Genomic DNA, 24,721 nt, shown 5'->3' with positions numbered 1-24,721 from the left:
TGCTTTCTCGGGATTGCTGTTGTGGGGACGAGACCTGCCATAGGAAATTTGCGTCGATGTCGCACCGCTCGCAGATCTAGGGGGACATTTCGTCAGCGCTAGTTTGTCGAATTCCGATCTGGTTTATAACGCACGTACGCCTGTTTTTCTGCGCAATAGTACGAACGAAGTACTAGGACCAATCGACATTCAGGATTCAAATTTGCGCCGGTACGTGATTCATGGGTTTCCAGATTCGGTCTGGAGACGGATGGATGGTCAGACGATATGAACTCACGGTCGATCAATGGCGACGCATCGAGAGCCTTTTGCCTGGCAAGTCGGGGGATCCTGGTCGTAGCGGCCAAGATAATCGTCGTTCTGTGGGTTCTGCGCTCCGGGGCGCATTGGCATGACGTTCCCGAACGCTACGGCAAATGGAAGACGCTGCATCAGCGCTTCAGGCGATGGTCCAAGGCTGGGGTATGGGAGCGCGTGTTTGCCGATCTAATAGACGATCCGGACAACGATTATGTGATGCTGGACAGTACATTGGTTCGCGCCCACCAGCAGGCAGCGACCGGAAAAGGGGGGACCAGAACCAGGCTTTGGGGCGCTCCCGAGGCGGACTGACCACCAAGATCCATATGGCAGTGGATGGCCGAGGGCGCCCACTGCGATTGATCCTGACGCCCGGCCAACGCGGCGATGTCACCCAAGCGCCCGCCTTGCTCGAAGGGCTCAGGGCCAAACGTGTCCTTGCTGACAAAGCCTATGACAGCAACGCTTGCGCCAGATCATCACCGAAATTGGGGCCGAGGTTGTCATCCCCTGCAATCCGACCCGCAAGAAGCTAATCCCTTACGACTTCGAAGCGTACAAAGTGCGCAACCTCATCGAACGTTGCTTCAACAAACTCAAGCACTTCAGGCGGATCGCAACACGCTACGACCGACGCGCCGCGCACTTCCTCAGCTTCATTCAAATCGCTTGCGCCATGTTATGGATGCGATGAATGTCGATTCAGCCTAGTCCAATGCCGCAGAATCTTGCTGAGAAAAGCGCGCCTGCGGTCGGTCTTCGGCTGCGCGAAAAATCATCTGGCGTGCCGCTTTCGACGATGAATCGGAACCGTCGGCGCCCTCCGCGCATTTCGATGGAGCATGGACAAGACGATTGCCAACAACGATCCGGGCGGGGCAGGTTGGACGATCAAGCTCGGAGAGTCTCCCATAGTCGGTACGGCTATCCACAGCGGCACCGACGTGGGCGAGGCTTGTCGGTCGCTCATGTGTCTGCCTGATCCTGACCGGCGTCGGGAAGAGGACCCGTTCACCGAGCGCTTCATCGCCGATTTTCCCACCCAGATCATCGTTCATCGATCGCGCTTCCAGGTCGACCTGAACCGCGCGCGCGACGCCGCGGTCTACCGCTCGCCGGATCAGTCCTGGGGGCTGAAAGTCTGGCATGAGCCGCCGGCCGAGGGCCTCGTAGAGGACTCTCTCGCCTTTCACGACGCCTTCTACAGTGGGCTGAACCGTGTTCTCACCGGTATCGAGAAGCGCTACGGCAGGTTCGTTCTCATCGACGTCCACAGCTACAATCACCGGCGCGACGGGCCGGACGCTTCGCCTACGTCTCGCGACGCCGCGCCCGACATCAACATCGGTACGTCTTCCATGGACCGCGCGCGCTGGGCGCCGGTCGTCGACGCTTTCATCGAGACGCTTCGCGGCCACCATTTCAATGGCGAGCCGATCGACGTGCGCGAGAATGTGTCTTTCCAGGGCAAGGGCGAGCAGACTCGTTTCGTCCACGCCAATTTTCGGGAAAACGGGTGTGCCATCGCGGTGGAGTTCAAGAAGATTTTCATGGACGAATGGAGCGGCGACCCTGACTGGGCAGCAATCGACCGGCTGCGCGCCATTCTGGCGTCTACGGTGCCTGTCCTGGAGTCGGCGCTGCGAGCCATGCGATGAAGCCCAAGCTCGTTGAACCCGCACCTCCCTTGGCGCAAATCGAAGCGGACCTGGATGCGCTCTTGCGGGACGGCAAGTCGATCCGCCGCGAGTTCGGCAACGGCAACCGTTTGCACATGGATCGGCCGCTGCCCTTTCTGTGTGTCCATGTCGGGTCGCATCAGGATGCGGCATTCCATGCCGTCTCGGCCAACGCGTCCTATCTGATCGCGGCCGACATTGGCCTCGCCGGCGAGGTAGCGCGGCTGGTGGCGCGAAGGATACGCGATCACTGCGGCGCATTCCTCATGCTGGACATCGGCGAGTTGGCCGAAGACCGGTTCCTGACGGAGGATGTTCCGTTCCTGCCGCCTTTCGAGATTGCGCTGGCCTGCGGCGACACGGCAGCGGAGAAGGCGGCACTCAAGCGCTTCACCACCGCTGCGTCCGCACGCGAAGCAAAATACCGCACGCCCCGCGTCGACGAACTCAACCCCACGACACGCGCCGAAGCACGGCTCTGGGATGATCCGGGTGACGCGGCGTGCCTGACGGTACGCTTCGCACCGATCTACCGGGTGCCGGGCACCGAGCGAATCTACCCTGAACTCCACGACCTCGTCGTCGCCAACATGGTCGATTCCGCGCTTCAGGCCGTCAGCGCCTTCCTGAAGGCATCGAAGCTGGAGCCGCCGGCAACCCATCGTTCTCTGGGCCGCCGCGCCTATATCGACGCTGTCGTGCGCGCTGACCGCGCGCTCGATAATGTCGCGTCGACGTTCGATTTTCTGCTTGCCGTCACACCGATCAATGCCGAACCCGCCTGGCGGGAATTCCAGGCGGGCGATTTCGAGCGTGTGCCCGCACTGCTTTACCGGCCGCTCGAGCTTGAGGTCGCCGACCAGAAGCGGAAGCTCTATTCGATCTCGCTCGATCATCTGGAAGATACACTGCTGACCAGGCTGCTCTCCGAAAAGCAGCAGGAGCTCGATCTCCAGCTGTCGATGCTCGCGGCACGCGAAACGCCGCGCTTCGTCGAACTCGGACGAGCCCTCTATGGCAGCGTCGAGCCGAGCCTGGCGGCGAGGGCGCGCGCTATTCTCGAAAGGCTCCCGCGCGTTGCCTCGGCCGCCCGGCAGAAGGGGCTCGATGCCGACGCCGTCGCCGCTGCCGCGCGCGACATGATTGCCGGATACCGGGCCGCCTATCCCGATTTCAACGCTTCCGTGGAGATCCGCGGCGACCTGCCGGCCGGCCTCCTGGTCTCGCGAAACCGATTGCTGGTGTCGCGCGACACCAACCTTCCACCGGAACGTCTGACGGCGCTGCTGAGCCACGAGATCGGCGTTCATCTGCTGACCTATTTCAATGGTGCCGCGCAGGGGCTCGCCATCTTCTGTAGCGGGCTGGCCGGCTATGAAGGCATGCAGGAGGGACTGGCGGTGCTGGCGGAGTATCTGGTCGGCGGCATGACCGCGGCGCGTTTAAGGCTGATCGCGGCCCGGGTCATCGCCTGTCAGGCGATGCTCGGCGGCGCAACCTTTGAGGAGGCCTTCCGCCTTCTCCACAAGGATTTCGGTTTCGATGAGCACGACGCCTTCAACGTCGTTCTGCGTGTCTATCGAGGCGGTGGCCTTGCAAAAGACGCCATCTATCTGCGCGGCCTGGTGCAGATCCTCGATCACTTGAGGCACGGCGGCAGCCTCACTCCCTTCTGGATCGGCAAGATTTCCGCCGCGCATTTCGGCGCGATCCAGGAGCTCAACGCACGCGGCCTGCTGCGGGCGCCGCGACTCGAACCTGCGTTTCTCTCTTCCGACGCGGCCCGTCCGCGCCTCAAGAAAGCGATGGCGGGAATCGATCCGATCGATATGGTTGAAACCTGAGCGGAGGCTCCTCAATGCGCATTGCGTTCTTTGTCAATTCCATTGAGAGCGAGACGCCCGGCTATACGACGACAGCGTTGGCTCTGGCTGCAGTCCAGCGCGGCCATTCTGTCGTCTATGTTGAACCAGGCGACTTCATACTGCGTGCCGATGACAGTCTGGCTGTCAGCGCCGCGGTTGTGCCCGATGCCCCCTACAAGACGTCAGACAGGCTGCATGCTGCCCTGAAGGACGCCGCCAAGCAGAAGAAGACCCTGGCGATCAGCGATGTCGACATTGTGTTTCTGCGCAACGACCCGTCGCTGGACGTCACCGATCGACCATGGGCCGCCAACGCAGGCATTATGTTCGGGCGGCTCGCAGCCGAACGCGGCGCGATCGTCGTCAACGATCCGGACGGTCTGGGGCAGGCACAGAGCAAGCTCTATCTTCAGTCTTTTCCCGAGGCGGTGAGGCCGGGGACCCTGATATCGCGCAGCATTACCGAGATCCGCGCATTCATCGACAAACATCCCAAGGGCTGCATCGTCAAACCGCTCCAGGGGTCGGGCGGCAAGAACGTCTTCCATATTGCGACGCCTGCGGATTCCAACCTCAACCAGATCTTCGAGGCGGCCAGCGGTGACGGCTATCTCATCGCGCAGGTCTACCTTCCGGAGGCCAAGGCTGGCGACGTGCGTCTTTTCCTGATGAACGGCCTGCCGCTGGTGCGCGACGGCAAGTACGCAGCCTTTCGCCGCGTTCCAGCCAAGGGCGACGTCCGGTCCAACATCCATGCCGCCGGAACCGCCCGCAAGGTCAAGGTAACCGGCACGATGCTAGGCATTGCCGAGATGGTGCGCCCCAAATTGATCAGCGACGGCATGTTTCTCGTTGGGCTCGACATCGTCGGCGACAAGCTTCTGGAGATCAACGTCTTCACGCCAGGCGGGCTGACCCGGCTTGCCGACATGTACGCGACGGATTTTGCCACAAGTGTCATCGTTGCGCTGGAGGAGAAGCGGACGCTGCGGCAAGCCTATGGAACGGCCATGACAAATTCGCGGCTGGCGACGCTCTGAGCAACGCAGGCAAGACGCGATCTGACCCGAAGCCGAAGGACGTTTTCCGCGACGCGAACGGCCACTTTGCGCCTCATCTCAGCCGTAGATCAGCTTTGCCGCTTCCTGACAGAAGACATTGCCGGCGCCCCCGGTTGGAAGCCCGAGGGACTTTGCGAGCAATTTAGGCGTGATAAATCAAATCTTCAGGATAACCTGACACGCTTGCCCATTGCCGACGACCGGATGGCTCGGATGAATGTCCAGGTGAAACCAGTATATAGGTCCGTCGATTGTGTCAGATCGGATGCATCTCGACGTGCAGGATGATCCTGCCATAATTGCGGAAGTCGAGCGACAGCTGGCGCGCCGCACGCGTGATATCCGCCTCAAAGGCGAGATCAAACGTCTATTTCGAGCCCGCGTCTGGTCACAAACGGCGAAGATCATCCGCGCCTGGATGATCTGGGTGGCATTTTTGGATGTGTTGACCTTGGCGCTCAACATGTTGATGCTTCCAAAGGCGATCGCGCTCTCCATGCTCCTGCCTGGCGCCATCATTCCACCTGTCGTCATGATTGTCGTCCTTCTCTGGCGAAAACCGCAGGCGCACTGGCTCCAGGGGGCTTCGCTGATTGCAGGCATGTTCCTCATCTTGTTGTCAGTTGCACTGGTCGGCGTAAGCGCTGGTGGCGAGTTCTACGAACGGCACCTGAACATCATGCTGTTCGTGGCCATTACAGCCATCATCATCTTCGGCATCCCGCTGGCCTGGACTATGTCTATTGCCGCCTCGGCGCTCGGTCTCTATCTCGTTTTTCAGCTGCAGAACCCGGGCATCGAATTTGGAAGCGCCGCGGCTGCGACGCTGTTTTTCACCAGCGGGATTATCGCAACGATCGCCGCGCGGCGCATCATGACGATTCTCGCTCAGAAGACTTTCCTGTTTGAGCTTCGCGACCGGCACAGAGTCGCCGAACTGGCGGAAGCGAACGATCGGCTTCAGCTCCTGGCGAGCACCGATCCGCTCACGGGCATTGCCAACCGGCGCTGGATGACAGAGCTGCTCGACCTCCTTTGGGCCGATGGCGGAACATGCCCCGGCGGGGCCGCCATGCTGATGTGCGACATCGATGACTTCAAGAAGCTGAACGATCACCTCGGCCATGCCGAGGGCGATCGCTGTCTGGTCGAGGTCGCCCGCATTATCAAGGAAAACGTCAGGCGCGATCACGATCTTGTGGCCCGATACGGCGGCGAGGAATTCCTGGTGCTCCTGCCTGGCGTAGACAATGAAGAGGCCATCTCTGTGGCCGAGAGAATTCGCCAGAGCGTTGAGGCCGCCGCTTTTCCCAATCCTGCATCCCGCGTGTCGCGCCGCGTCACCCTCAGCATTGGAGTTGCGGTTCAGAGGGCTGACGAGGTCATCTCACCGGAGCAGTTACAGCGTCAGGCGGATGCGGCGCTCTATCTCGCCAAGCAAACCGGGCGCAACCGAGTGCTGCTCCACAGACCGGAGCCGTCCGGGCGCAACCATATTCAGTTGACACGGTGATGCCGGCCCGTGACGCGATAGTAGAATAGTCGCTTCGCTACGCCGTCTTCCACGGTCAAGGAATGCGAAGGTACGACCCGAAGCTGACTGACGTACGGCGCGATGTGAACGGCCGCCACAAGTGTCATCGTTGCGCTGGAGGAGAAGCGGACGCTGCGGCAAGCCTATGGAACGGCCATGACAAATTCGCGGTTGGCGACGCTCTGAGGAACGCGGGCAAGACGCGATCTGACCCGAAGCCGAGTGCGTTTCCCACGACGCGAACGGCCACTTTGCGCCTCATGTTCGCCATGGAGGCGTGGAGGGGCGATGATTGTCAAGAACTGTGACCAGTCGTCGAACATCCGAAAAAGACGTCATCCTTGGAGCGCTCTCAGTTCTCCCGCGCGCCAGCCATCGCGCAGCTGGCGCCCTCGAATGTCAGTTCTCCGATAGTGACCGCTCCGCCGTACGGATGCGATAGCGAGCCGCATGGACGCGATTGCCGCAGGTGCGACTATCGCAATACAGCCGCTTGCCATTGCGGGTGGTGTCAAAGAAGAGGCGGTTGCAGGCTGTCCCGGAGCAGGTACGCAGCCGTTGCCACTCACCGATGATGATTACGCGCGACAGCGCATAGGCGGTAACGCCCTTGAGGTGGTCGACATACGAGGCGTCTTCCAGAGTATAGTGGAAATGCGGCCGGGGATCCTCGGCATGCGTGACGATCTGCGGGATCGCGGACGCCGAGTAGAAAAGCTCGTTGAGCATGGCAAACCGCCGTCGGTTGTCGGGCGCCTTCACGATCTCGTCGAGCCGGTCGCGCAGCTTCCGCATGGCGAGAATTTCGGCCTTCGAGCCGTCGGGCCGGTAATAGACCCTGGCTTCGCCTCCCATTGCGCGAAGTGTGTCGGTGTCGTTGAGCCCTTCTTCGCCGCCGCGAGCGGGCGAGGTGTTGATCAGCGCGACCGTCATTTCTGCGGAGGGCCGAACGTCGGGACCGAAAAGAAAATCATTCATTGTCAGGTTGCTCCCAGCCGGCTGGCGGCATGTTGGCAAGACATCAGCTAAATAGGTTTTGCTCAAGCCAAGCCATCTGCCCGACCCGTGTCACGATGTGCGCCGCGGGTGGTGCTACCCCCGGCCGCGCGCTGTAATCGCGGTTTGCCCAAAAAAATGCGTTTACGCAAGATGTCAGTATCAAAACTATTGACACTCCTTTTTTCAGAGGTATCAATTTCACCACAGATTGGTGCTAGTCGCCAGATGGCGGGCAAGCATCCAATCTGATCGAAAGTGAGGGGGTAGGAGCAAATCTGCTTTTACTCATTATCGTATTTCTCTGACGTTCAACTCCAACTGATAGAGAAGGCGTAAATGATGTCCATAGTTTCCAAGGCCGCGCTTCGGCGCGCCATGCCTGCCATTGCGTCCTTCGCGGTCGCGAGCATCGTCCTACCGGGTCTTTCCGGGACCACAGCCTTTGCGACCGAAACCGATGCGGTTCACATCGCTTCCACCGCACCCTTGACCGGATCGGCCGCCGCCTACGGAATTGAAACGATGAACGGCGTCCATCTCGCCGTTGAGGAGATCAACGCAGCGGGCGGCGTCGGCGGTAAGCCTATCAAGCTCAGCGAATATGACGACCAGTGCGATCCGACGCCGGCGGCGACGGCGGCCAACCAGATCATCAGCGACAAGGCCATCGTCGCGGTTGTGGGCAACGTCTGCAGTTCGGCGACGCTCGCGCAGATGCCGATCTTCGGGCGGGTGGGCATGCCGGTCCTCGCAGCGACGACGAGCTCGCCAGCGCTTTCGGCCAAGGGTTTCGAGAATTTCGCGCGCATCATCCCGAATGACGATATCCAGGGCGTGGCGAGCCTGGATCTCGGTACCAAGGTGCTGGGCTACAAGCGCATCGCCGTGCTTTATCCGAGCGATGACTATGGCCAGGCTCTTCTGGCGATCGCAAAGAGGGCCGCAGCGGCTTCGGGCGCCGAACTCGTCGCCGCCGAGACCTATATCACTGGCTCGACCAATGATTTCTCGTCGGTCCTGGCCAACATCGCAGCGGCAAATCCCGATGCGCTTTTCCTCGCGGGTTACTATGCCGACATGGGCGCCGCTGTGAGCCAGTCGGTCCGCGCCTTTGGCGACAAGCCTATCCCGCTTCTCGCCAACGCCCAGACCCAGGTCCCCGAATATGTCTCTCTCGCGGGGGCGGCGGCCGAAGGCACCTGGGTCACCAATGTCTATGACATCAACAACCCGAGTGAGCAGAACAAGGCGTTCGTCGCGGCTTACACCAAGAAGTTCAACACCGAGCCGGGTGTCCAGGCAGCAGCCGGCTACGACAACATCTATGTCCTGAAGCAGGCGATTGAAGAAAACAAAGGCTCGACCGAAAACCTCATGCCGATCATTCGCGCGACCAAGCATGAGGGCGCGATGGGCACCATCAGCTTTGACAAGAACGGCGACAATATCGGCGGCTCGCTTGTCGTGCTGCGGCTGACCGGAGGCAAGTGGGTGTTCGACGACGAGAGCACCAAGAAGTTGAACGCTCACTGACGGGCGGAGCCGCGCGGCGTTCGGCTCGACCCACCGACCCGCAGTCACCGTTTCCAACTCGCGTGTCGGCGACGGTCCCTCTTCGCCGGCGACGATCAGTCGTCGAAACAGAAGGTCAAGACGGATGCAGTTCTTCGCGACGCAGTTGCTGAACGGGCTTACCGCGGGCGTCGTCTACGCGATGCTCGCGGTTGGTTACAGCTTGGTCTACGGGATCCTTCAGCAGATCAACTTCGCCCATGGCTATGTCTATATGTTCGGGACCTTCGTCACGGCCTCGCTGATTACAAACGGCAGTCCGCTGTGGCTGGCGATCGCTGCGGGTCTGGCGGCGGGCGCGGTGATCGCGATCGTCATCGAGCGGTTTGCCTATCGCCCGGTGCGAGGCAACCGGTTGGCGCCTACGGTGACGGCCGTGGGCGTCGGCCTGATCATCGAGAATGTCGCGCAGCTGATTTGGACCTCGAGGATCCGGCCGATGCCGTTCCCGTTCCAGGCCGACATCATCCGGCTCGGGCCGGTGGTGCTGAGCCCCCTACAGATCCTGGTCGCTGTGGTCGGGCTCGCCATGGCGGCCTTGCTTTGGGTCATCAGCACAAAGACCGATCTCGGCCGCGCCATGCGTGCGGTGAAGGACGACCTGCCGACGGCCGAACTGATGGGCGTTCCGGTCGACCGGGTGGTGGTGACGGTCTATGTGCTCGGTGCCCTGTTCGGCGTCGTGGGAGGCATCCTCTATGGCGCCTACTACAACACGCTCTCGGTCACGATGGGGTTTTCAGGCACGCTCAACGCCTTTACCGCGACAGTGATAGGCGGGATCGGCAGCGTCTGGGGGGCCTTCGCGGGCGGCCTTCTTCTGGGCGTGCTCCAGGCTATGGTCACCGGCTATGTGAGCTCGGCGCTCCTCAACACCGTGACCTTCACGCTTCTAATCGCCTTCCTTCTGTTCCGGCCGACCGGCATCGCCGGCGTCCATGTCGCCTCGCGGCCGTAAGATGGGGCTGGATGTGGTTTCCGAACCGGGCACCGTGAAGGCGCGTTCCGACGCGTCGGCCTGGGCGCGCCTCAAGCCCTCGGGCCGCGCCCAGATGATGATGGTCTTGGGATGGGTCCTGGGGCTTGGCATCGTGATCGCGATCCCGCTGCTCGACCTGCCGCCGATCTGGTCAGCGGCCGCGCTCCTGACCGTGATCTATGTGCCAGCCGCGGTTGGGCAAAACCTGATCATCGGCAATGCCGGCCTCCTGGCGATGGGGCAGGCCGCGTTCGTCGGCGTGGGCGCCTACACCTCGGCCGTGCTGGCCGTCCGCTACAATTTGGACGCGGCCGTGACGATTCCGGCGGCGATGCTCTTGTCGGGGTTCGTCGGAGCGCTCGTCGGCTTTCCGGCACTGCGTATCAATGGCGATTATCTCTTCATCGTGTCGCTTGGCTTTAACCTCATCGTGATCGACATCATCCTGCAATGGGGCGACGTCACCGGCGGCGCGACCGGCCTGACGGGCGTTCCGACCATGCATCTTTTCGGCATCGATCTGGGCGTCGGCGCGCCCTTCTATCTGGCGGTCGTCAGCTTCGTGCTTCTGAGCCTTGTCATTACCCAGGCCGTCGCCTCGAGCCGGTTCGGGTTGACGATGGAAGCGATCCGCGATGACGAGGTTGCCGCTCGTTCCATCGGTATCGCGACCGCCGCGCCGAAGGTCTATTTCTTCGCGATCGGCTCGGCGCTTGCCGGCCTGTCGGGCGCGCTGCTTGGCTATTACCTCGGCTATGTCGGCTTTCGCAGTTTCGATGTGACCGCAAGCCTTCTCATCTTCCAGATGGCTGTCATCGGCGGACTTGGTCGGATCAGCGGCTCGATCGTTGGCGCTTGCATCATCATCCTGCTGCCAGAACTCCTCAGGCCGCTTCAGGACTACCGCCTGCTCCTCGCCGGTCTTCTGATCGTGACCCTCATGGCGACGCGACCCCAGGGGATCTTCGGCAAGACCAAGATCACAAACCTGATCAAGAAATGACGACGGGCATGACAGAAACGCCGACACTGGCAGAGGCTTTGTCCGTATCGAACTTGACGCTCCGCTACGGGGGCGTGACGGCGCTTGCCGGTGTCAGCCTCGTCGTGCCGCAGGGCGAGATCGTCGGGCTCATCGGGCCGAACGGGTCAGGGAAATCCTCCTTCATCAATGTCGTCTCGGGCGCCTATCGCGGGCCATATCAGGGCGAGGTGCGCATCAACGGGATGGATGTTCGCAACATGCCGGCCCATCGTCGCGCGGCGGCGGGCATGTCGCGCATCTTTCAGGGCGTCCGGCTGTTCGACACGCTGACGGTTGAACAGAACATCCTGCTTGGCGGCCACATCCATTATGCCACTGGCTACGCGGCCGGCATCCTGCGCACGCCGCGCGCGCGGCGGGAAATGGCCGCGCAGCGCGAGCGAGCCCGGGGGATCATGGCGCTTTTCGGCGACCGGCTTCTGCCGCGCGCCGATCAGCAGGTCCTGTCGCTGTCCTACGCAAACCGGCGCAGGGTCGAGATTTCGCGGGCATTGATGACGGCGCCCAAGCTCTTGCTGCTCGACGAGCCCATGGCCGGCATGAACCCGCACGAGACCGAGGAACTGACCGACCAATTGCGCGCGCTCAACCGAGCGCAGGGAATGTCGATGCTTCTGGTCGAGCACAAGATGTCGGTGATCGGCGACCTTTGCGCGAACGTCTACGTGCTGAACAGCGGCACCGTCATCACCCAGGGCCCGGTCGGCATGATCCAGCAGGACGAGAAAGTCGTGGAGGCGTTTCTTGGCTGAACCCCCTGAACACGCGCATCAGGTGGCCGGTCAGAGCGGCGCGCCGCTTTTGCAGCTGGACAATGTCAGCGTCAACTACGGCAAGTTCCGCGCGCTGACCGATGTCAGCTACAAGATCTACCCGGGGCAGATCGTGGCGCTCCTTGGCGGCAATGCGTCAGGCAAGTCCACGTCGATGAAGACGATCAGCGGCACCACGACCGTGACCGCAGGTGAGCTCTTCTGGAAGGGCGAGGTGATTACCCATGAGCCGACGCCCAGGCGCATGGCGCGCGGCATCGGCGTCGTCCCCGAGGGGCGGCGCATGTTCGCCTCGCTCACGGTGCTTGAAAATCTGCAGCTGGGCGCCTGGGCCGGCAGCCAAAGGCGCGCCACCAGCGATGACATTGCCGAGATGCTCGACCTTTTCCCGCCGTTGAAGAACCTGGTGCATCGCCCGTCAGGCGTCTTGTCAGGCGGCGAGCAGCAGATGGTTGCCTTCGCGCGCGCACTTATCCGCCATCCCGAGCTCGTCATCATGGACGAACCGTCGATGGGCCTTGCGCCCGCGCTGGTGAAACGCGTCTTCGAAATCATCGAAGAGATCAGGAGCCGGAAGATCGCGGTCTTTATCGTCGAGCAGAATGCGCGCGCCGCCCTGCGGATTGCCGACTACGCCTATGTGCTTGCCGCCGGGCAGGTTGTTCTTGAGGGCACGCCCGACATGGTCGCGACCGCGCCGATGATGACCGAGGCATATTTGGGAAAGAGGAGCTGATTTTAATGTCAACAACACAGGGCCGGAAATGGGCCATCGTCACCGGCGCGGGTAGCGGAATGGGCCGTGCCTTCGCCGAGAAATTCCTGGCCGAAGGGTGGGGCGTTTTGGCGATGGACCTTTCAGGTGAGGCTCTCGGCCGACTTCAGGAGGCACTTGCCGGCAAAGAGGCTGCGCTCATCGTTGCAGCGCTCGATGTGACCGACCGGGCTGCGGTCGCTGAAGCGATCGATGCAAGCGGTGTCGGCGAGCGGCTTTCGGCAGCAGTCACCGCGGCGGGCATTTTCCCCCCGACAAACCTTCTGACCTTCACGGCGGAGCATTTCGACCGCATCATGAGCGTGAACGTCCTTGGCACGCTCAACGTCGCCGCGGAGGCGATCCGCCATATGCGGGCTGCCGGCACCAAGGGCGCCATCGTTACCATCAGTTCGGCCGACGCCTTCACCGCTTCGACCGAGCAACTCATCTATAGCGCCTCAAAGGCGGCGGTCGTGTCACTGACACGGGTGCTGGCTGCTTCGGTCGCGGGCGACGACATCATCGTCAATGGTATCGCACCCGGATGGGTGAATACGCCGGGCAATGCAGCTACGGGACGGATGGTCGGCGCCGAGAAGCACATCCCGCTTGGTCGTGTCGCACAACCCGAAGAAATTGCCGGATGGGTGTGGGTCCTCGCAAGCCGCGAGACCGTCAGTTTCGTCACCGGCGAGACGATCAAAGTCACCGGCGGCGAGTTGATGAGCTGAGATATCCAGCCTCGCCGTGAGCGCTTCTGGCGGTCTGCCGCCCCAAACTGCAAACAAAGGTAGAAAGTCATGGTGAAGAAAGCGGCCCGTGTCTGTGTGGTTGGCGCGGGAGTGTCCGGGCTCGTTGCGATCCGCGAATTGGTCGCCGAGGGTCACGAGGTGCAAGCCTATGAGAAGACAGACGACGTCATCGGGAATTGGCGCGACGTTTATGAGTCGGTGCAATTGCTGACGTCAAAGCGGGCAACGGCCTTCAAGGGTTATCCGATGCCCGACGCGACGCCCCATTTCCCGACCGGGCAGCAGTATCGCGATTACATACGATGGTTTGCCAAGCAGTCGGGTCTTCTTCGCTACATCCGCTTCAACACCGCCGTCGTCGCGGCGGTGCCGGTCGACGGGGGCACACATGGGTGGGACGTCACGCTCTCGGACGGGACGACCCAGCGTTTCGATGCGCTCGTCGCCGCGCATGGCCATCTGTGGGCACCAAAGATCCCGAAGGTCGAAGGCAAGTTCGATGGCCCGATGCTCCACACCTCGCAATATAGAAATCCGGGCGACATGGTTGGGGAAACGGTACTCGTCGTCGGCTCAGGAAACTCGGCCTGTGACATGGTCACGGACGCCATTGCATCAGGTCGCCAGGCGCTCATGTCGCTGCGCCACCCGACTTGGTTCGTACCGCAGTCCTTTTTCGGCACACCTCGCGCCGACCTGACCTACCAGGCCTATTTCCCGGGCTCATCGGGCGACGAACTCAATCATCTGATGGTGAAGATGTCCGTCGGCGAACCGAGTTCATACGGCTTTCCCCAGCCAAGCGACGAGAACTGGACGGCAAAGCCGCCGACTTTCTCGACGCTGGTGCCTTACTGGGCCCAGCGGGGGCGCGTGAAGGCCGTGCCTCAGATTGCGCGCTTCGATGGGCGCAAGGTTGTGTTCGTTGACGACACCTCGGCCGAGGTGGGCACTGTGATCTGGGCGACCGGCTACAAGGCCCCGGTTCCGTTCCTGTCCGAAGGGAGCCTGACCTACATCGGCGATTTCCCGGCGCGGAAGGTTGGCGGTCTCCTGTCAGCCGATTTCGACAATTTCTATTTCTCCGGCATGTGCAGCCCGCGCGGCGGCGCCCCGCACAATTACGGGCGTGGCGCCGAGACGCTGGCAAAACTGGTCACGGCCCGGTTCCGGCTGGGCAAATCGCTGTCGACAACAGTGTTCGCCGACGACGCTGCGTCGGGTCGCATGGACTGGTTGCTCGCACACTGGGTCGTGGAACTCGAGGCGGCCGAAGCAAAGCTGCGAGAGCGTGTCAGCAATCTGGTCGCGTGTTAAAGCGACCTAAGGGCGGCTCTGGCGTAGAATAGCGTGCACAAAGGCGGGGCTGGATGGTAGGGCGCGCAGGATTGTTCCGGTGAAGAGCGTTGCTCACAGTCTACCTCCGTCCCATGCGTTCAAGGGCATCGCGCAACGGAGCATCCGAAACGTGGATGAATCCAAGATATGGATGGGACATATCGACGATCAGGAAGACAGCGCTCGCGACCGACAGCGCGCAAACAAGCAATGTGCAGATGACCGTCACGTTGACGGGCGCCCAAAGTCCGAAGGTGAAGAAGATCAAGCCCAACCAGAACACCAGAATCGCAAGGAACGCCCACGGCAACCCTTCGCCGCGTGCTTCGATTAATAACCAATGGGCCTCCGCGATTTGCCCGCTGACCTGAAGGGCGCGGGCCTGGATCGAACGCTGAGCATCGGTCTGCGGAGACAGCGCCCGTAGTGTGTCCTGAACGGGTTCTATGCCCAGGTCTTCAGCCGCAGTGTCGTCCGTCGCCTCGTTCGCGTTGCCCCAGGCCTGATACAACCGCTCCTCAACAAGCTTTCGCAGCAGCCCCCGTGCCTGCTGAGTCTCTGGACCGTAGTGCGCCATGACACGGTCGAGCAGCAGCAGACGTGCAACCGAAGTCCTCAGCTCCGTCTCAGCGTCATTGAAATTGGTTTTGGCCGAGGCAATCAAAAGTCCGAGCGCAAGCGCCGACAACGTCCCGACCACCGCTGTGGCTAGCTTGATCGCATCTTTCGAATCGGCGCTCACATGGTGGTCAGGTAGATAGGCACGAAGCAGCATTCCGATCGAAGCGGCACCGGACAGGCAGAGTAATACGACCCCTCCGGTCAAGAAAGCGCTCATGGGTTTCGCCTTAGCGTTCGGCAGCAAACTAAGGCTATCTCATCGACAGCCAGTAGGCCACGCCCAGGTTCTGGTTGCGCTAACGCTTAGTCGCAGAACGGGAGCAGGCCAAGGGTCAGGGCACGCGCTCGTGGCCATAAGGCGGCCGACTTCGTCGTTCGTGTTGACTGAACTTGCCGCGCGCTGGCGACACCTCGACATCGGCGTCTTGTCGGCCAACTCTTTGGGTCTAGGTCCTAGTGCCGCAGGATCTTGCCGAGGAAAGCGCGGCTGCGGTCGGTCTTGGGATTGGAGAAGAACTCCTCCGGCGTGCCGCTTTCGACGATGGCGCCGGCATCCATGAACACCACGCGCTGCGCGACCTTGCGGGCAAAGCCCATCTCGTGCGTCACCACCATCATGGTCATGCCGGCCATGACGTCGAGCACTTTCGAGATCATCTCGGGGTCGAGCGCCGACGAAAGCGTGTGGGGTCCGCAACCTTCTGACACGTGGCGAACAAGTTCCGTTTCCTTGACCTCAACCGGCGATCGGCAAGAAGGTCCTGAACGGGTCGATCAGGTGTCTTGTCCTTTCCGCTAGTCTGCTCCGTCCTTTCTCGCCCGCTCGATGAATTTTCCGGCGACCGCTTTGCCGAGTGCGACACCGGCCTGGTTGTCCATCTCATAGTGGATGCCGGCCCAGATACGGGAATCTCCGGCCTCTTTGCCCACCTCGCGGATGAAGTCCGCATGGCTGGGAAACAAGTAGGCAAGCACCTCGGATCGGGCAGTTGAAAGAGTGGAATGGTTGGACGGATAGCTGGGAAAAGGCGGCACCGCGAACAGGGGAGTGATGCTCGGGTCAAGCATGTTCGGGCGCAAGTACCAATATGCGAACTTACCGTCGTTGCTTGCAATGAACGCATCGAAATGGATTGCTGCGAGCATCGCGTAAGCCCGCGCGGCGCGGGGCGGGTTCGAATCCGTCTTGTCCTCGAACATCCATTTGCTGGCATAGCCATACCAGTCGGTGAACAGGCCGGATGGGCTCTGCCAATAGAACGCTTTGTAGTTGTTAGGGAATTTTCGCTCAAATTGTCGTACAGCGTCCGTCTCGGCCTTTACGGCCGCGGACTCACAGTCGGGTGGGGCCGGTGGCCTGAATTCATCGGGTGATGCCAGCACGATCGGTTTCCAGTTGGGCATCGTTGCATTGCCTGGTTTGTCCCCGACCCACTTGCATGGCCCGGTCGGGACCTTGCCGGTCCAGACAGCGTCGGAGCCATCGGCTTTTGCCCGCGCAATCACCTGCTCCGCCACTCGTCGGCCCAGTTCAAGCCCGGCGGAAGAGTCACTCGGGAACTGGACACCGGCAAAGACACGCGACTGCGCCGCTTCTTCGGCCATTGCCTTGAACGACGACGTCTCGTCCGGAAAGAAATAGGACAGAACGGTCGCGGCGGCTCCGGCGGCTGCGGCGTGCTCCGATGGATAGGAGGGACTCCGCGGCGTAGGCAGCACAACCGGCAGCGTCGTATCCGCCTCACTCGGGCGCGGGCGATTGTAGAAGTACTTCGATTCCCACGCGGCAATGGTGGCGTCGTGGATCGCCATCGTCAAATAGGTGTAGACGCGGTGTGCGTTGGGAATCGGCTGGCCTTCGAGAAGGCGGTCGTTGACCAGGTCGATCCATCGATAGCCGGGCGACCCGGCATCCCAGAACACGATCTTCGCGGCGACCTGCGCGTCGTTCTTTGCGATAATAGCTCGGAGCTGCTCCAGCTCGGCTGTGGAAGTATTCGGTGGGGGTGGGACTCGGAAGTCCTTACCCGACGTGATCACCCACGTCTTCCACATTCCAGCCTTTGGCTCTATCAGATCCGATTGGGCGAAAGCGCAGTTCACTGACAAAAGGATCACTGCGCAGGCCTTGCATAAAGCGCTGAGCATGTCTGGCCTCCATGGGTTGGTCCCCGGCCCAAAGACGGACGCTTTTCTGCCTTTACAGCTGCTCCGTCCTAATTTTAGCGATCGATGATTATAGCGCCGGAAACCGCCGCGCAAAAGGATCAAATATGCGGATGGGGCAGCGTTGGTGGTGCCTAGCGAGCAGCGGCCTTTCGGACGGCCGGATTCGAATCCGTTTCCCACCCGTCTCGGCCACCCGCAGCAGCCAGCTGTTTGGGTCTGGGTCCTAGTGCCGCAGGATCTTGCTGAGGAAGGCGCGGCTGCGGTCGGTCTTCGGGTCGGAGAAAAACTCCTCCGGCGTGCCGCTTTCGACGATGGCGCCGGCATCCATGAAAACCACGCGCTGCGCCACCTTGCGGGCAAAGCCCATCTCGTGCGTCACCACCATCATGGTCATGCCTTCCTCGGCAACCGCGACCATGACGTCGAGCACTTCCGAGATCATCTCGGGATCGAGCGCCGAAGTCGGCTCGTCGAACAGCATGATCTTGGGCCGCATGCCGAGGCAGCGCGCGATCGCCACGCGCTGCTGCTGGCCGCCCGACAGCTGTGACGGATAGGCATTCACCTTGTCGGCGAGGCCGACCTTGGCGAGCAGTTCGCGCCCGGCCTGCTCGGCTTCAGTGCGCGCGATCTTGCGGACATGTATCGGCGCCAGCGTCACGTTCTCCAGTGCCGTCTTGTGCGGATAGAGGTTGAACGACTGGAAGACGAAGCCGATCTCGGTACGCAGCCGCGTCATGTTGGTGGCGGGGTCGCCGAGGCGCTGGCCGTCGACCACCAGATCGCCGTCGCGGATCGTCTCCAGCCCGTTGATGCAGCGGATCAGGGTGCTCTTGCCCGAGCCGCTCGGACCGCAGACGACCACCACTTCGCGCGGCTCGACGCTCAGCGTGATGTCCTTCAAGACATTGAGCGCGCCGAACCACTTGTTGACGCCGTGAAAGTCGATCATGCCAGTTTTGGCCAGGCTTGGTTTGGTCATAGCTGTAGGCCCTTTGGAGTTCGACGTCACAACTGCACCTCGCCATGCGCCGCACCCATGCGGCGCTCGAGCCGGCGGGCCAGCATGATCAGGGGATAGCAGACGATGAAATAGCCGAGGCCGACGAGGAAAAAGACCAGCAACCCGTTCGGCACACGCTGCACCACCAGCCAGCCGACCCGGGTGAGGTCGGTCAGCCCGATGGCCGAGACGACGGAGGAATCCTTGATCAACAGCACATATTGCCCGACCAGCGGCGGCAGCACGATGCGCATCGCTTGCGGCAGCACCACCTGGCGCATGCGCTGCCAGCGCGACAGGCCGGACGCCAGAGCTGCCTCGACCTGGCCGGTCGGCACCGAGGCGATGCCGGCGGCGACGATCTCGCAGATGAAGCAGGCGGCCAGGTTGGTCAGCGCGATGATGCCGGCGGTGAAGGCGTCAAGCTCGATGCCGAATTCCGGCAGGATGAAGAAGATCAGGAAGATCTGCACCAGGAATGGCGTGCCGCGGATCAGGTCGACCCAGGCGCCGATCACGGTGCTGATCAGGCGGTTGCCGCCGGTTCTGAGGATGCCGAGGCCAAAGCCGAGCAGCGTGCCCAGCACCAGGCTGATCGCCGACAGCATCACGGTCATGCCGAGGCCGCGCAAGGCGAGGGGATAGCTACCGGCGAGGCTTTGCAGCTGCTGCCAGATCATGTGCTGCTCCTTGCCGGCTGCAAGCCGAGCCAGCGACCGGACACCGCCACCAATCCCTTGAGACAGTAGTAGAGCAGCAGGTAGAAGGCGGCGATGGTGATGAAGCCTTCGGCCGGCATGAAGCGGTCGGAGGCGAGCAACTGGCCGGCGCGCGTCAGTTCGGAAACCGAGATCAGCGACAGCAACGCCGAATCCTTGACCAGCACGATCGCCTGGCCGAGCAGCGGCGGGATCGTCACCTTGAACGCCTGCGGCAGGATGACGAGGCGCATGCGCTGGACGTAGGTCATCCCCGAGGCGACGCCGGCTTCCACCTGGCCGCGCGGGATCGACAGGATGCCGGCGCGGATGATCTCGGCGACATAGGCGCCGCTGTTCAGAGAGAGCGCGAGGATGCCGACGACGAGCTCCGGCAGCACGAAGCCGAGGCGGGGCAGGCCGAAATAGAGGAAATAGAGCTGCGCCAGCAACGGCGTAGCGCGCACCGCGTCGATATAGGCCTTGGCCGGGACGCGAAACAGCCAGCCGCGCTGCAGATTCATGGCGGCAAGCAGGATGCCGACGGCCAGCGCGCCGGCAAAGGACAGCGCCGACAGCCACACGGTCGTGACGAGGCCCTGCCCAAAGAGCGGCAGATATTCGACGATGGTTCGGAAGCTGAAATTTTCGAGCATCGTTGGGTGAAGTCCCCGGAGCACGGGAATTGCGAATAGCGAGTAGGGGAGTGGAGAACTTGGGAGCAGCAAATCGTTGCCGGAACGGCCATTCACCATTCCCTATTCGCTACTCCCTATTCGCTAATTCCTCAGTGATCTTTCTTCCAGGCGTCGGAATTGACCCAGTAGTCGAGGTTCTTCTGCAGACGTCCGTCGACGCTGACCTGATCGAGGAACAGGTTCATCCAGACCAGCAGATCCGGCTCGTCATAACGTGTGGCGAAGGCAAGCGGCTCCTTCGACAGCAGATCCGGCATGATGGTGAAGCTGCCGGCCGGATAGGCGGTCGACTGACCCTTCACCGCCGAGACGTCATTGACGCCGCAATCGGCCTGGCCGTTGTTGACGGCGTCGAGCAGCAGCGGGCCGCCGCCCTTGTAGCTTTTGATGTCGGCATCGGGGAAGGCGGTCTTGGCTTCCTTCTCGCCGGTGGCGCCGAGCAGCACGGCGATCTTGGTGCCCTTGGCCTTGCAGTCCTCGGTGGTCTTGAACTTGCTGTCGGCCTTGGTGAAAACGGTGCTGCCGGTGAACATGTAGGGCTTGGTGAAGGCGACCTTCATGCCGCGCGCCAGCGTCGGTGTCATGTCGGCGACCAGCAGATCGGCCTTGCCCGAGAGCAGCGCCGGGATCAGACCGTCCCAGTCGAAGTCGAGGAAGGTGATCTTGACGCCCATCTCCTTGGCCATCAGTTCGGCGAGTTCGACCGAACTGCCGGTGCGTTCGCCGGCGGCACCGACCAGCGAGAAGGGGGGTCCTTGCGTCTGCACCGCAACGCGCAACTCGCCGCGCTTGGTGATGTCGTCGAGCGTTCCGGCATTGGCGGCAGTGGTGAGGCCGGCAAGCGCAAGTCCGGCGATGAAAAGCTTGGCAATCTTCATTGGGCATTCCTCCTTGTTGTCGTTTGTTATTTTCACCCTTCGGGGTGCTTTTTGAGCGGCAGCGCCGTTGCCGGCGGCGACCACCGTTCGAAAATCCTTCAGTCCCAGTCGACCGTCTCGGTCACCAGGATGCCGCGCCGGGCCAGTTCGTCGAAGAAACGGCCTTCGGGTACGTGCAGCAGCGGGTTGAGCAGGCCGGGCGTGGTGATCTCGCACCGCGCCAGCATCTGCGCCACGATGCTTGCGGGGTAGCCGACGCCGAGGCTCATGCCGAACAGGCCGGAGGCGAGGTCGCGTTCGATGATCAGGTCGGACGTCACCGTCTTGCGGCGGCCGCCTTCGCTGCCGGAAAAGACATTGCGCATTACGCAAAGGTCCTTCTCGTCGGCGCCATACTGCAATTGCGGGCCGAGCAGCCGGCCGAGAAATTCGCGTGGGCTGGCGCTGGTGCCCGGCACCTTGTCCTCGGAAAGGAAGCCGAGTTCCTTCAGCGGCGCCCAGAATGCCGACCATCCCGGCCAGCGCAGCGTATAGCGGCCCGAGCGCTGCAGGCCCTTGGCGGCTTCCAGCATCTCGACATAGTGCAGCGCGTCGCCATTGGGGAAGGCTTCCAGCCGGCCCAGGCCCGCGACCTCGATCTCGTGGATGAAGCGGTTGTCGTGCTGCCGGCCGGCCGGAACGGCAACCCGCTCGCCGCCCTCGATCATCACGCTGTCACGGTTCTGGCTGACCAGAACCATGTCGAAGTTCCAGCTCACCTTGTAGCACAGTGGCTTGGCCATCGCCTTCGGCTCGGGGATGCCGCCGCAATAGGAATCGATCGAGGTGATCGAGTCGAACTGCCTTGCGGCGCGCGCGTAGAGCACAAGGTCGATGCCGGGGTCGAGCCCGCATTCGGTCATGATCGAAACGCCGGCTTTTTCCGCCGCCCGCGCCAGATCGGCGATAGCCCTGGCGTAATTGGTGGTGACCAGCGGCGTACGCGTCGCAATCGCCGCCTGCACCGCCTCGCGCATCAGCGGCTGCGGCAACAAGTCGATGACGGCGTCGACATCCGCCAGCACATTGGCCAGAGACGCGCCGATTTCGCCTTCGGGCATGACGAAACGCACGCGGCCAAGGTCGGTCAGGCCGCCAAGCCGGGCAGGGCCGTCAGAAGCGGTATCGACGCACACGACTTCCTCGACACCGGAACTGGCGACGAGATCGGCGATGGCCGCCCGGCCTTGCAGGCCGAGGCCGCCGAGAACCGCGATCTTCATGCCGGCTCCTTGCGCGCAACGTCTTCCGACCAGCAGCCTTCCGGCAGGCTGACCCATTTGTTGCAGGAGGCCATGACGACGAAGGTTTCGCTGCGCACCACTTCGCCCGGAATGCCGGCACCGGGGATGAGCTCGCTGGTGATGCGGTAGAGATCGGCGACATCGCCGGCAACGGTCACGTCGACGATGATGTCGAAGCGCCCGGTGACCACCGAGGCCGAGTTGACGAACGGCAGTTCCGAAATGCGCTGCGCCAATTCCCTGGCGCGGCCGCGCCCTTGTGCATTGATGCCGACGATGGCCGAGATCAGTTCGGGGCGCTCGGTCAGGTTCAGCAGCCCGACGATCTTGAGCAGGTTGCGGTCAAGCAGATTGCGCAGCCGCGTGCGCACCGTCGGCACAGAGACCGCCATCGTCTCGGCGATCCGGTTGATGCCGGGCTGGGCGTCCTGCGACAGCAGTTTGACCAGTCGCCGGTCGGTCTGATCGAGATGTTCCCGCAAGAGCGCAGACTTTCATAAAAGAGAATAATTTATGGAATTTTCTTTCTGATATGAAAATACCTTATGAGAAATTTTTACTAACAGCAAGAGGGTGTCGCTCTGGGGATTGTGCCGGCTTCCCCCTGCCTACAGGCGCGACAGGATCAAGCGCTTCGGCGAAGCCGCCGATCTCCCCCCTTGCGGGCAGGGCAATCGCATATGGCGTCGCCCAGCCCCCACTCCGGCCGCTGCGCGGCCACCTCTCCCCCATGTCCATCGGGGAGAGGAAACCCAAGCCTTTCAAGGAAGCGACCTCGGCGAGTGGCATTTCCTCGTCCCCCACGAATGTGGGGGAGAGGTGGCTCGGCGAAGCCGAGACGGAGTGGGGAGCGCCATATGCGATAGCCCTGCCCTTGCGGGGGAGATGCCCGGCAGGGCAGAGGGGGAGGATCGCCAACTTTCAAGGCCCAGTTTGTCCAAAGGGAACCCAGCCGAAGGGCATGGCTGCGATTGCTTGACAGGCCGGAGGGACCCCCTCTGTCCTGCCGGACATCTCCCCGCAAAGGGGGAGATTGGCCGTCATCAACGCTTCGTCGTGCCTACCGGCCAGCCCGAAAAATTGCCACCGCCGCCGCCGTCAGCGCCGCATTGCCTGATGCAATCGTTCCATCGGGCAGCTCCTTGCCATCTTCCAGCCCAACGCGCGTCGACCACTTCCGCGCGGCCGCCCGCTCGACGAACGGCCAGACCGTGGCGTCGGCGCCATGCAGCAGGATGGCGCGGCGGATGCCGGCGCGCTCCAGCACCGCTTCGATGCCGTCCGAGACTCCGAAAGCCTCGTCCAGATCCTGCTCGGAGATCTCGATCAGGATGCGCAGCACGCGCCCGCCATGGTCGAGGCCGGCCAGCCTCTCGGCGTCGGCGATCGACGCAAGCCCGGCTTCGACGCCGATGCCACGCTGGCGCAGGCTCTCCATCACCAGTGGCGCCGCCGGCTCGCTGAGATTGACCGAGGCATAGTCAGGCAATTCGCGCCAGCCGGCGATGGCCACCAGCGTGCGCTGGTCGTCATTCTCGATCCAGGCGCCGGTGGAGACGCCGATCAGCGTTCCCGGGCAGGCGCGGCGCAGCGCCAGCACCGTCCGGTCCATTGCCGCTGGCGCCAGGCTTTCCCGCCCGTCGAGCCCGCGCGCGTGGACATGCAATTCGGCTGCGCCGACGGCGATACAGGCCGCGCCATCGCGCGCCATGGCGTCGGCATCGAGCGGCAAATGAGAATGGAAGTCGGCGCCGCGCGCGCCATTGAGGCAGGCCTGGACAATCATGGGAGGGCAGCCCGGTTGCGGTTGCAGCCAGTCTAGCGCATCACCCCGAGAACCGGAATCGGTGCCGGCAAACATCCTGACAAATGGGCAGCCGGGCTGAATCATCGTGGCAGGACGCGCCGCTATCGCCTTGTTCGGCCACGACCTTCCCAGCGGGAAGGCACTTCTATGCGCCAAGCCGCGGCGGCGGCGCGCACAACCAGGTTTGGCTTGAGGGTGCAATGGCGCTCGTAGTCACTCGATCAGCAGCAAGCCGCGCTTTTTGTCGCCGTCGCTATCCACTGTGTCCATCGCCGAGAACAGGCGTTCACGCTCGACCAGCCAAGGCTTGTAGCGCTCGTTGACATCGAGGACGAAGACCATGTCCTCGGCCTCCAGATATCCTCCGACCGGAGAAAAGTGGCCACCGCCGGCGCCGAAAATTGTCTCACGGGTAAAGTTGATGATGTAGCGGCGGCCGGGATCGTTGGCGCGCTTCATGTGCTCGCGGAACTCGTCGGCGCTCAGATTGCGAAGCACGGAGACCTTGCGCCCGGTTTTCGCTTGAGCGACGTCGGCAAGCTCGTCCGGCGTCAGCCCGATGATGCAATATCCGGTCCAGCATTTTCCGGTTCCCTCGAGGACTTCGGCTTCGGTCGTCTCCTCTTCGCCGATCGAGCGGAAGGTGTTTGCGAGACTTGCCGGACCGCAGCGTGATCCGTTCGATTGCCATGCAAGGTCGGCATTGAACGTCGCGGCCACCGGCAGCTTCCAGGCGCTGTCGATCAATGCAGGGGCACGGGTAACCGACGACTGGATTGCGTCTGGCGAGACAGCGGACTGACCGACAATCAAAAGCGCCGCGCCACCCAGCAGGCCAACGCCGGCAATCACACCGAAAGCGAGACTGCGCTTCATTGCTGAACCTCGAAGCCGCCTAGCAACGCGACAA

General features: G+C 62.3%; 22 protein-coding genes and 2 pseudogenes. 12 read left to right on the top strand and 12 right to left on the bottom strand.

Annotation, left to right across the window (positions count from 1 at the left end; translation table 11 throughout):
* Window positions 1-254: 254 nt before the first annotated feature.
* From LHFGNBLO_RS28685 to LHFGNBLO_RS28665, 5 genes and pseudogenes are all read left to right on the top strand, one after another.
* Window positions 255-994: pseudogene (locus LHFGNBLO_RS28685) on the top strand (IS5 family transposase).
* Between the two features lie 148 nt (window positions 995-1,142).
* The gene (locus LHFGNBLO_RS28680; RefSeq protein ID WP_258602639.1) at window positions 1,143-1,958 is read left to right on the top strand and encodes an N-formylglutamate amidohydrolase; all 816 of its coding nucleotides are present in this window, start codon (window positions 1,143-1,145) and stop codon (window positions 1,956-1,958) included.
* Window positions 1,955-3,823 carry a flavohemoglobin expression-modulating QEGLA motif protein gene (locus LHFGNBLO_RS28675; RefSeq protein ID WP_258602638.1) on the top strand — a complete coding sequence of 623 codons (1,869 nt, stop codon included), beginning with the start codon at window positions 1,955-1,957 and terminating at the stop codon, window positions 3,821-3,823. The genes LHFGNBLO_RS28680 and LHFGNBLO_RS28675 overlap by 4 nt, the downstream gene beginning before the upstream one ends.
* A gap of 14 nt (window positions 3,824-3,837) precedes the next feature.
* The gene (locus LHFGNBLO_RS28670) at window positions 3,838-4,884 is read left to right on the top strand and encodes a glutathione synthetase (RefSeq protein WP_258602637.1); all 1,047 of its coding nucleotides are present in this window, start codon (window positions 3,838-3,840) and stop codon (window positions 4,882-4,884) included.
* 286 nt (window positions 4,885-5,170) lie between these two features.
* Window positions 5,171-6,418, top strand: a complete 1,248-nt coding sequence (locus LHFGNBLO_RS28665; RefSeq protein WP_258602636.1) for a GGDEF domain-containing protein — start codon at window positions 5,171-5,173, stop codon at window positions 6,416-6,418.
* 420 nt (window positions 6,419-6,838) lie between these two features.
* On the opposite strand, the gene LHFGNBLO_RS28660 is transcribed toward LHFGNBLO_RS28665, so the two are convergent.
* The gene (locus LHFGNBLO_RS28660) at window positions 6,839-7,417 is read right to left on the bottom strand and encodes a CGNR zinc finger domain-containing protein (RefSeq protein WP_258602635.1); all 579 of its coding nucleotides are present in this window, start codon (window positions 7,415-7,417) and stop codon (window positions 6,839-6,841) included.
* 357 nt (window positions 7,418-7,774) lie between these two features.
* Between LHFGNBLO_RS28660 and LHFGNBLO_RS28655 the strand changes: the two genes are divergently transcribed.
* The 7 genes from LHFGNBLO_RS28655 to LHFGNBLO_RS28625 all read left to right on the top strand — a co-directional run bounded on the left by LHFGNBLO_RS28655 (window position 7,775) and on the right by LHFGNBLO_RS28625 (window position 14,633).
* Window positions 7,775-8,971, top strand: a complete 1,197-nt coding sequence (locus LHFGNBLO_RS28655; protein WP_258602634.1) for an ABC transporter substrate-binding protein — start codon at window positions 7,775-7,777, stop codon at window positions 8,969-8,971.
* A gap of 124 nt (window positions 8,972-9,095) precedes the next feature.
* Window positions 9,096-9,968, top strand: a complete 873-nt coding sequence (locus tag LHFGNBLO_RS28650; protein WP_258602633.1) for a branched-chain amino acid ABC transporter permease — start codon at window positions 9,096-9,098, stop codon at window positions 9,966-9,968.
* Window positions 9,969-9,981: 13 nt separating this feature from the next.
* Window positions 9,982-10,992: a branched-chain amino acid ABC transporter permease gene (locus LHFGNBLO_RS28645; protein ID WP_258602632.1), complete on the top strand. Its 1,011-nt coding sequence runs from the start codon at window positions 9,982-9,984 to the stop codon at window positions 10,990-10,992.
* Window positions 10,993-11,000: 8 nt separating this feature from the next.
* Complete coding sequence (locus LHFGNBLO_RS28640; RefSeq protein WP_258602631.1) at window positions 11,001-11,786, top strand: ABC transporter ATP-binding protein; 786 nt, start codon at window positions 11,001-11,003, stop codon at window positions 11,784-11,786.
* Window positions 11,779-12,543, top strand: a complete 765-nt coding sequence (locus LHFGNBLO_RS28635; RefSeq protein WP_258602630.1) for an ABC transporter ATP-binding protein — start codon at window positions 11,779-11,781, stop codon at window positions 12,541-12,543. The genes LHFGNBLO_RS28640 and LHFGNBLO_RS28635 overlap by 8 nt, the downstream gene beginning before the upstream one ends.
* A gap of 5 nt (window positions 12,544-12,548) precedes the next feature.
* Window positions 12,549-13,295, top strand: coding sequence for an SDR family NAD(P)-dependent oxidoreductase (locus LHFGNBLO_RS28630; protein ID WP_258602629.1), 747 nt, complete (start codon window positions 12,549-12,551; stop codon window positions 13,293-13,295).
* A gap of 69 nt (window positions 13,296-13,364) precedes the next feature.
* On the top strand, window positions 13,365-14,633 hold the full coding sequence (locus LHFGNBLO_RS28625; RefSeq protein ID WP_258602628.1) for a flavin-containing monooxygenase: 1,269 nt from the start codon (window positions 13,365-13,367) through the stop codon (window positions 14,631-14,633).
* 100 nt (window positions 14,634-14,733) lie between these two features.
* Here LHFGNBLO_RS28625 and LHFGNBLO_RS28620 read toward each other — a convergent pair whose 3' ends face one another.
* The 11 genes and pseudogenes from LHFGNBLO_RS28620 to LHFGNBLO_RS28570 all read right to left on the bottom strand — a co-directional run bounded on the left by LHFGNBLO_RS28620 (window position 14,734) and on the right by LHFGNBLO_RS28570 (window position 24,687).
* On the bottom strand, window positions 14,734-15,492 hold the full coding sequence (locus LHFGNBLO_RS28620; protein WP_258602627.1) for a DUF4239 domain-containing protein: 759 nt from the start codon (window positions 15,490-15,492) through the stop codon (window positions 14,734-14,736).
* Window positions 15,493-15,728: 236 nt separating this feature from the next.
* Window positions 15,729-15,953, bottom strand: a pseudogene (locus LHFGNBLO_RS28615) (polar amino acid ABC transporter ATP-binding protein); the annotation flags it as partial.
* Between the two features lie 117 nt (window positions 15,954-16,070).
* Window positions 16,071-17,423, bottom strand: coding sequence for a phosphatase PAP2 family protein (locus LHFGNBLO_RS28610; RefSeq protein WP_258602626.1), 1,353 nt, complete (start codon window positions 17,421-17,423; stop codon window positions 16,071-16,073).
* 244 nt (window positions 17,424-17,667) lie between these two features.
* Complete coding sequence (locus LHFGNBLO_RS28605) at window positions 17,668-18,426, bottom strand: amino acid ABC transporter ATP-binding protein (RefSeq protein ID WP_319944184.1); 759 nt, start codon at window positions 18,424-18,426, stop codon at window positions 17,668-17,670.
* 26 nt (window positions 18,427-18,452) lie between these two features.
* Complete coding sequence (locus LHFGNBLO_RS28600) at window positions 18,453-19,127, bottom strand: amino acid ABC transporter permease (RefSeq protein WP_258602625.1); 675 nt, start codon at window positions 19,125-19,127, stop codon at window positions 18,453-18,455.
* Window positions 19,124-19,801 (bottom strand): amino acid ABC transporter permease, encoded by a 678-nt coding sequence (locus LHFGNBLO_RS28595; RefSeq protein ID WP_258602624.1) that lies wholly within the window; start codon window positions 19,799-19,801, stop codon window positions 19,124-19,126. Before LHFGNBLO_RS28595 ends, LHFGNBLO_RS28600 begins: the two co-directional genes overlap by 4 nt.
* A gap of 131 nt (window positions 19,802-19,932) precedes the next feature.
* Window positions 19,933-20,721 carry an ABC transporter substrate-binding protein gene (locus LHFGNBLO_RS28590; RefSeq protein WP_258602623.1) on the bottom strand — a complete coding sequence of 263 codons (789 nt, stop codon included), beginning with the start codon at window positions 20,719-20,721 and terminating at the stop codon, window positions 19,933-19,935.
* Between the two features lie 98 nt (window positions 20,722-20,819).
* The gene (locus LHFGNBLO_RS28585) at window positions 20,820-21,983 is read right to left on the bottom strand and encodes a saccharopine dehydrogenase family protein (RefSeq protein ID WP_258602622.1); all 1,164 of its coding nucleotides are present in this window, start codon (window positions 21,981-21,983) and stop codon (window positions 20,820-20,822) included.
* On the bottom strand, window positions 21,980-22,486 hold the full coding sequence (locus LHFGNBLO_RS28580) for an Lrp/AsnC family transcriptional regulator (protein WP_258602621.1): 507 nt from the start codon (window positions 22,484-22,486) through the stop codon (window positions 21,980-21,982). The genes LHFGNBLO_RS28585 and LHFGNBLO_RS28580 overlap by 4 nt, the downstream gene beginning before the upstream one ends.
* A gap of 578 nt (window positions 22,487-23,064) precedes the next feature.
* Window positions 23,065-23,790, bottom strand: a complete 726-nt coding sequence (locus LHFGNBLO_RS28575) for a 3-keto-5-aminohexanoate cleavage protein (protein WP_258602620.1) — start codon at window positions 23,788-23,790, stop codon at window positions 23,065-23,067.
* A 234-nt stretch (window positions 23,791-24,024) separates the two neighbouring features.
* Window positions 24,025-24,687 (bottom strand): phytochelatin synthase family protein, encoded by a 663-nt coding sequence (locus LHFGNBLO_RS28570; protein ID WP_258602619.1) that lies wholly within the window; start codon window positions 24,685-24,687, stop codon window positions 24,025-24,027.
* Between the last annotated feature and the right edge of the window lie 34 nt (window positions 24,688-24,721).

Origin of the sequence: Mesorhizobium sp. AR10 (assembly GCF_024746795.1) — a bacterium.
In the GTDB taxonomy this organism is placed as follows: Bacteria; Pseudomonadota; Alphaproteobacteria; order Rhizobiales; family Rhizobiaceae; genus Mesorhizobium.
This window is presented reverse-complemented; position numbering and strand designations above follow the sequence as displayed.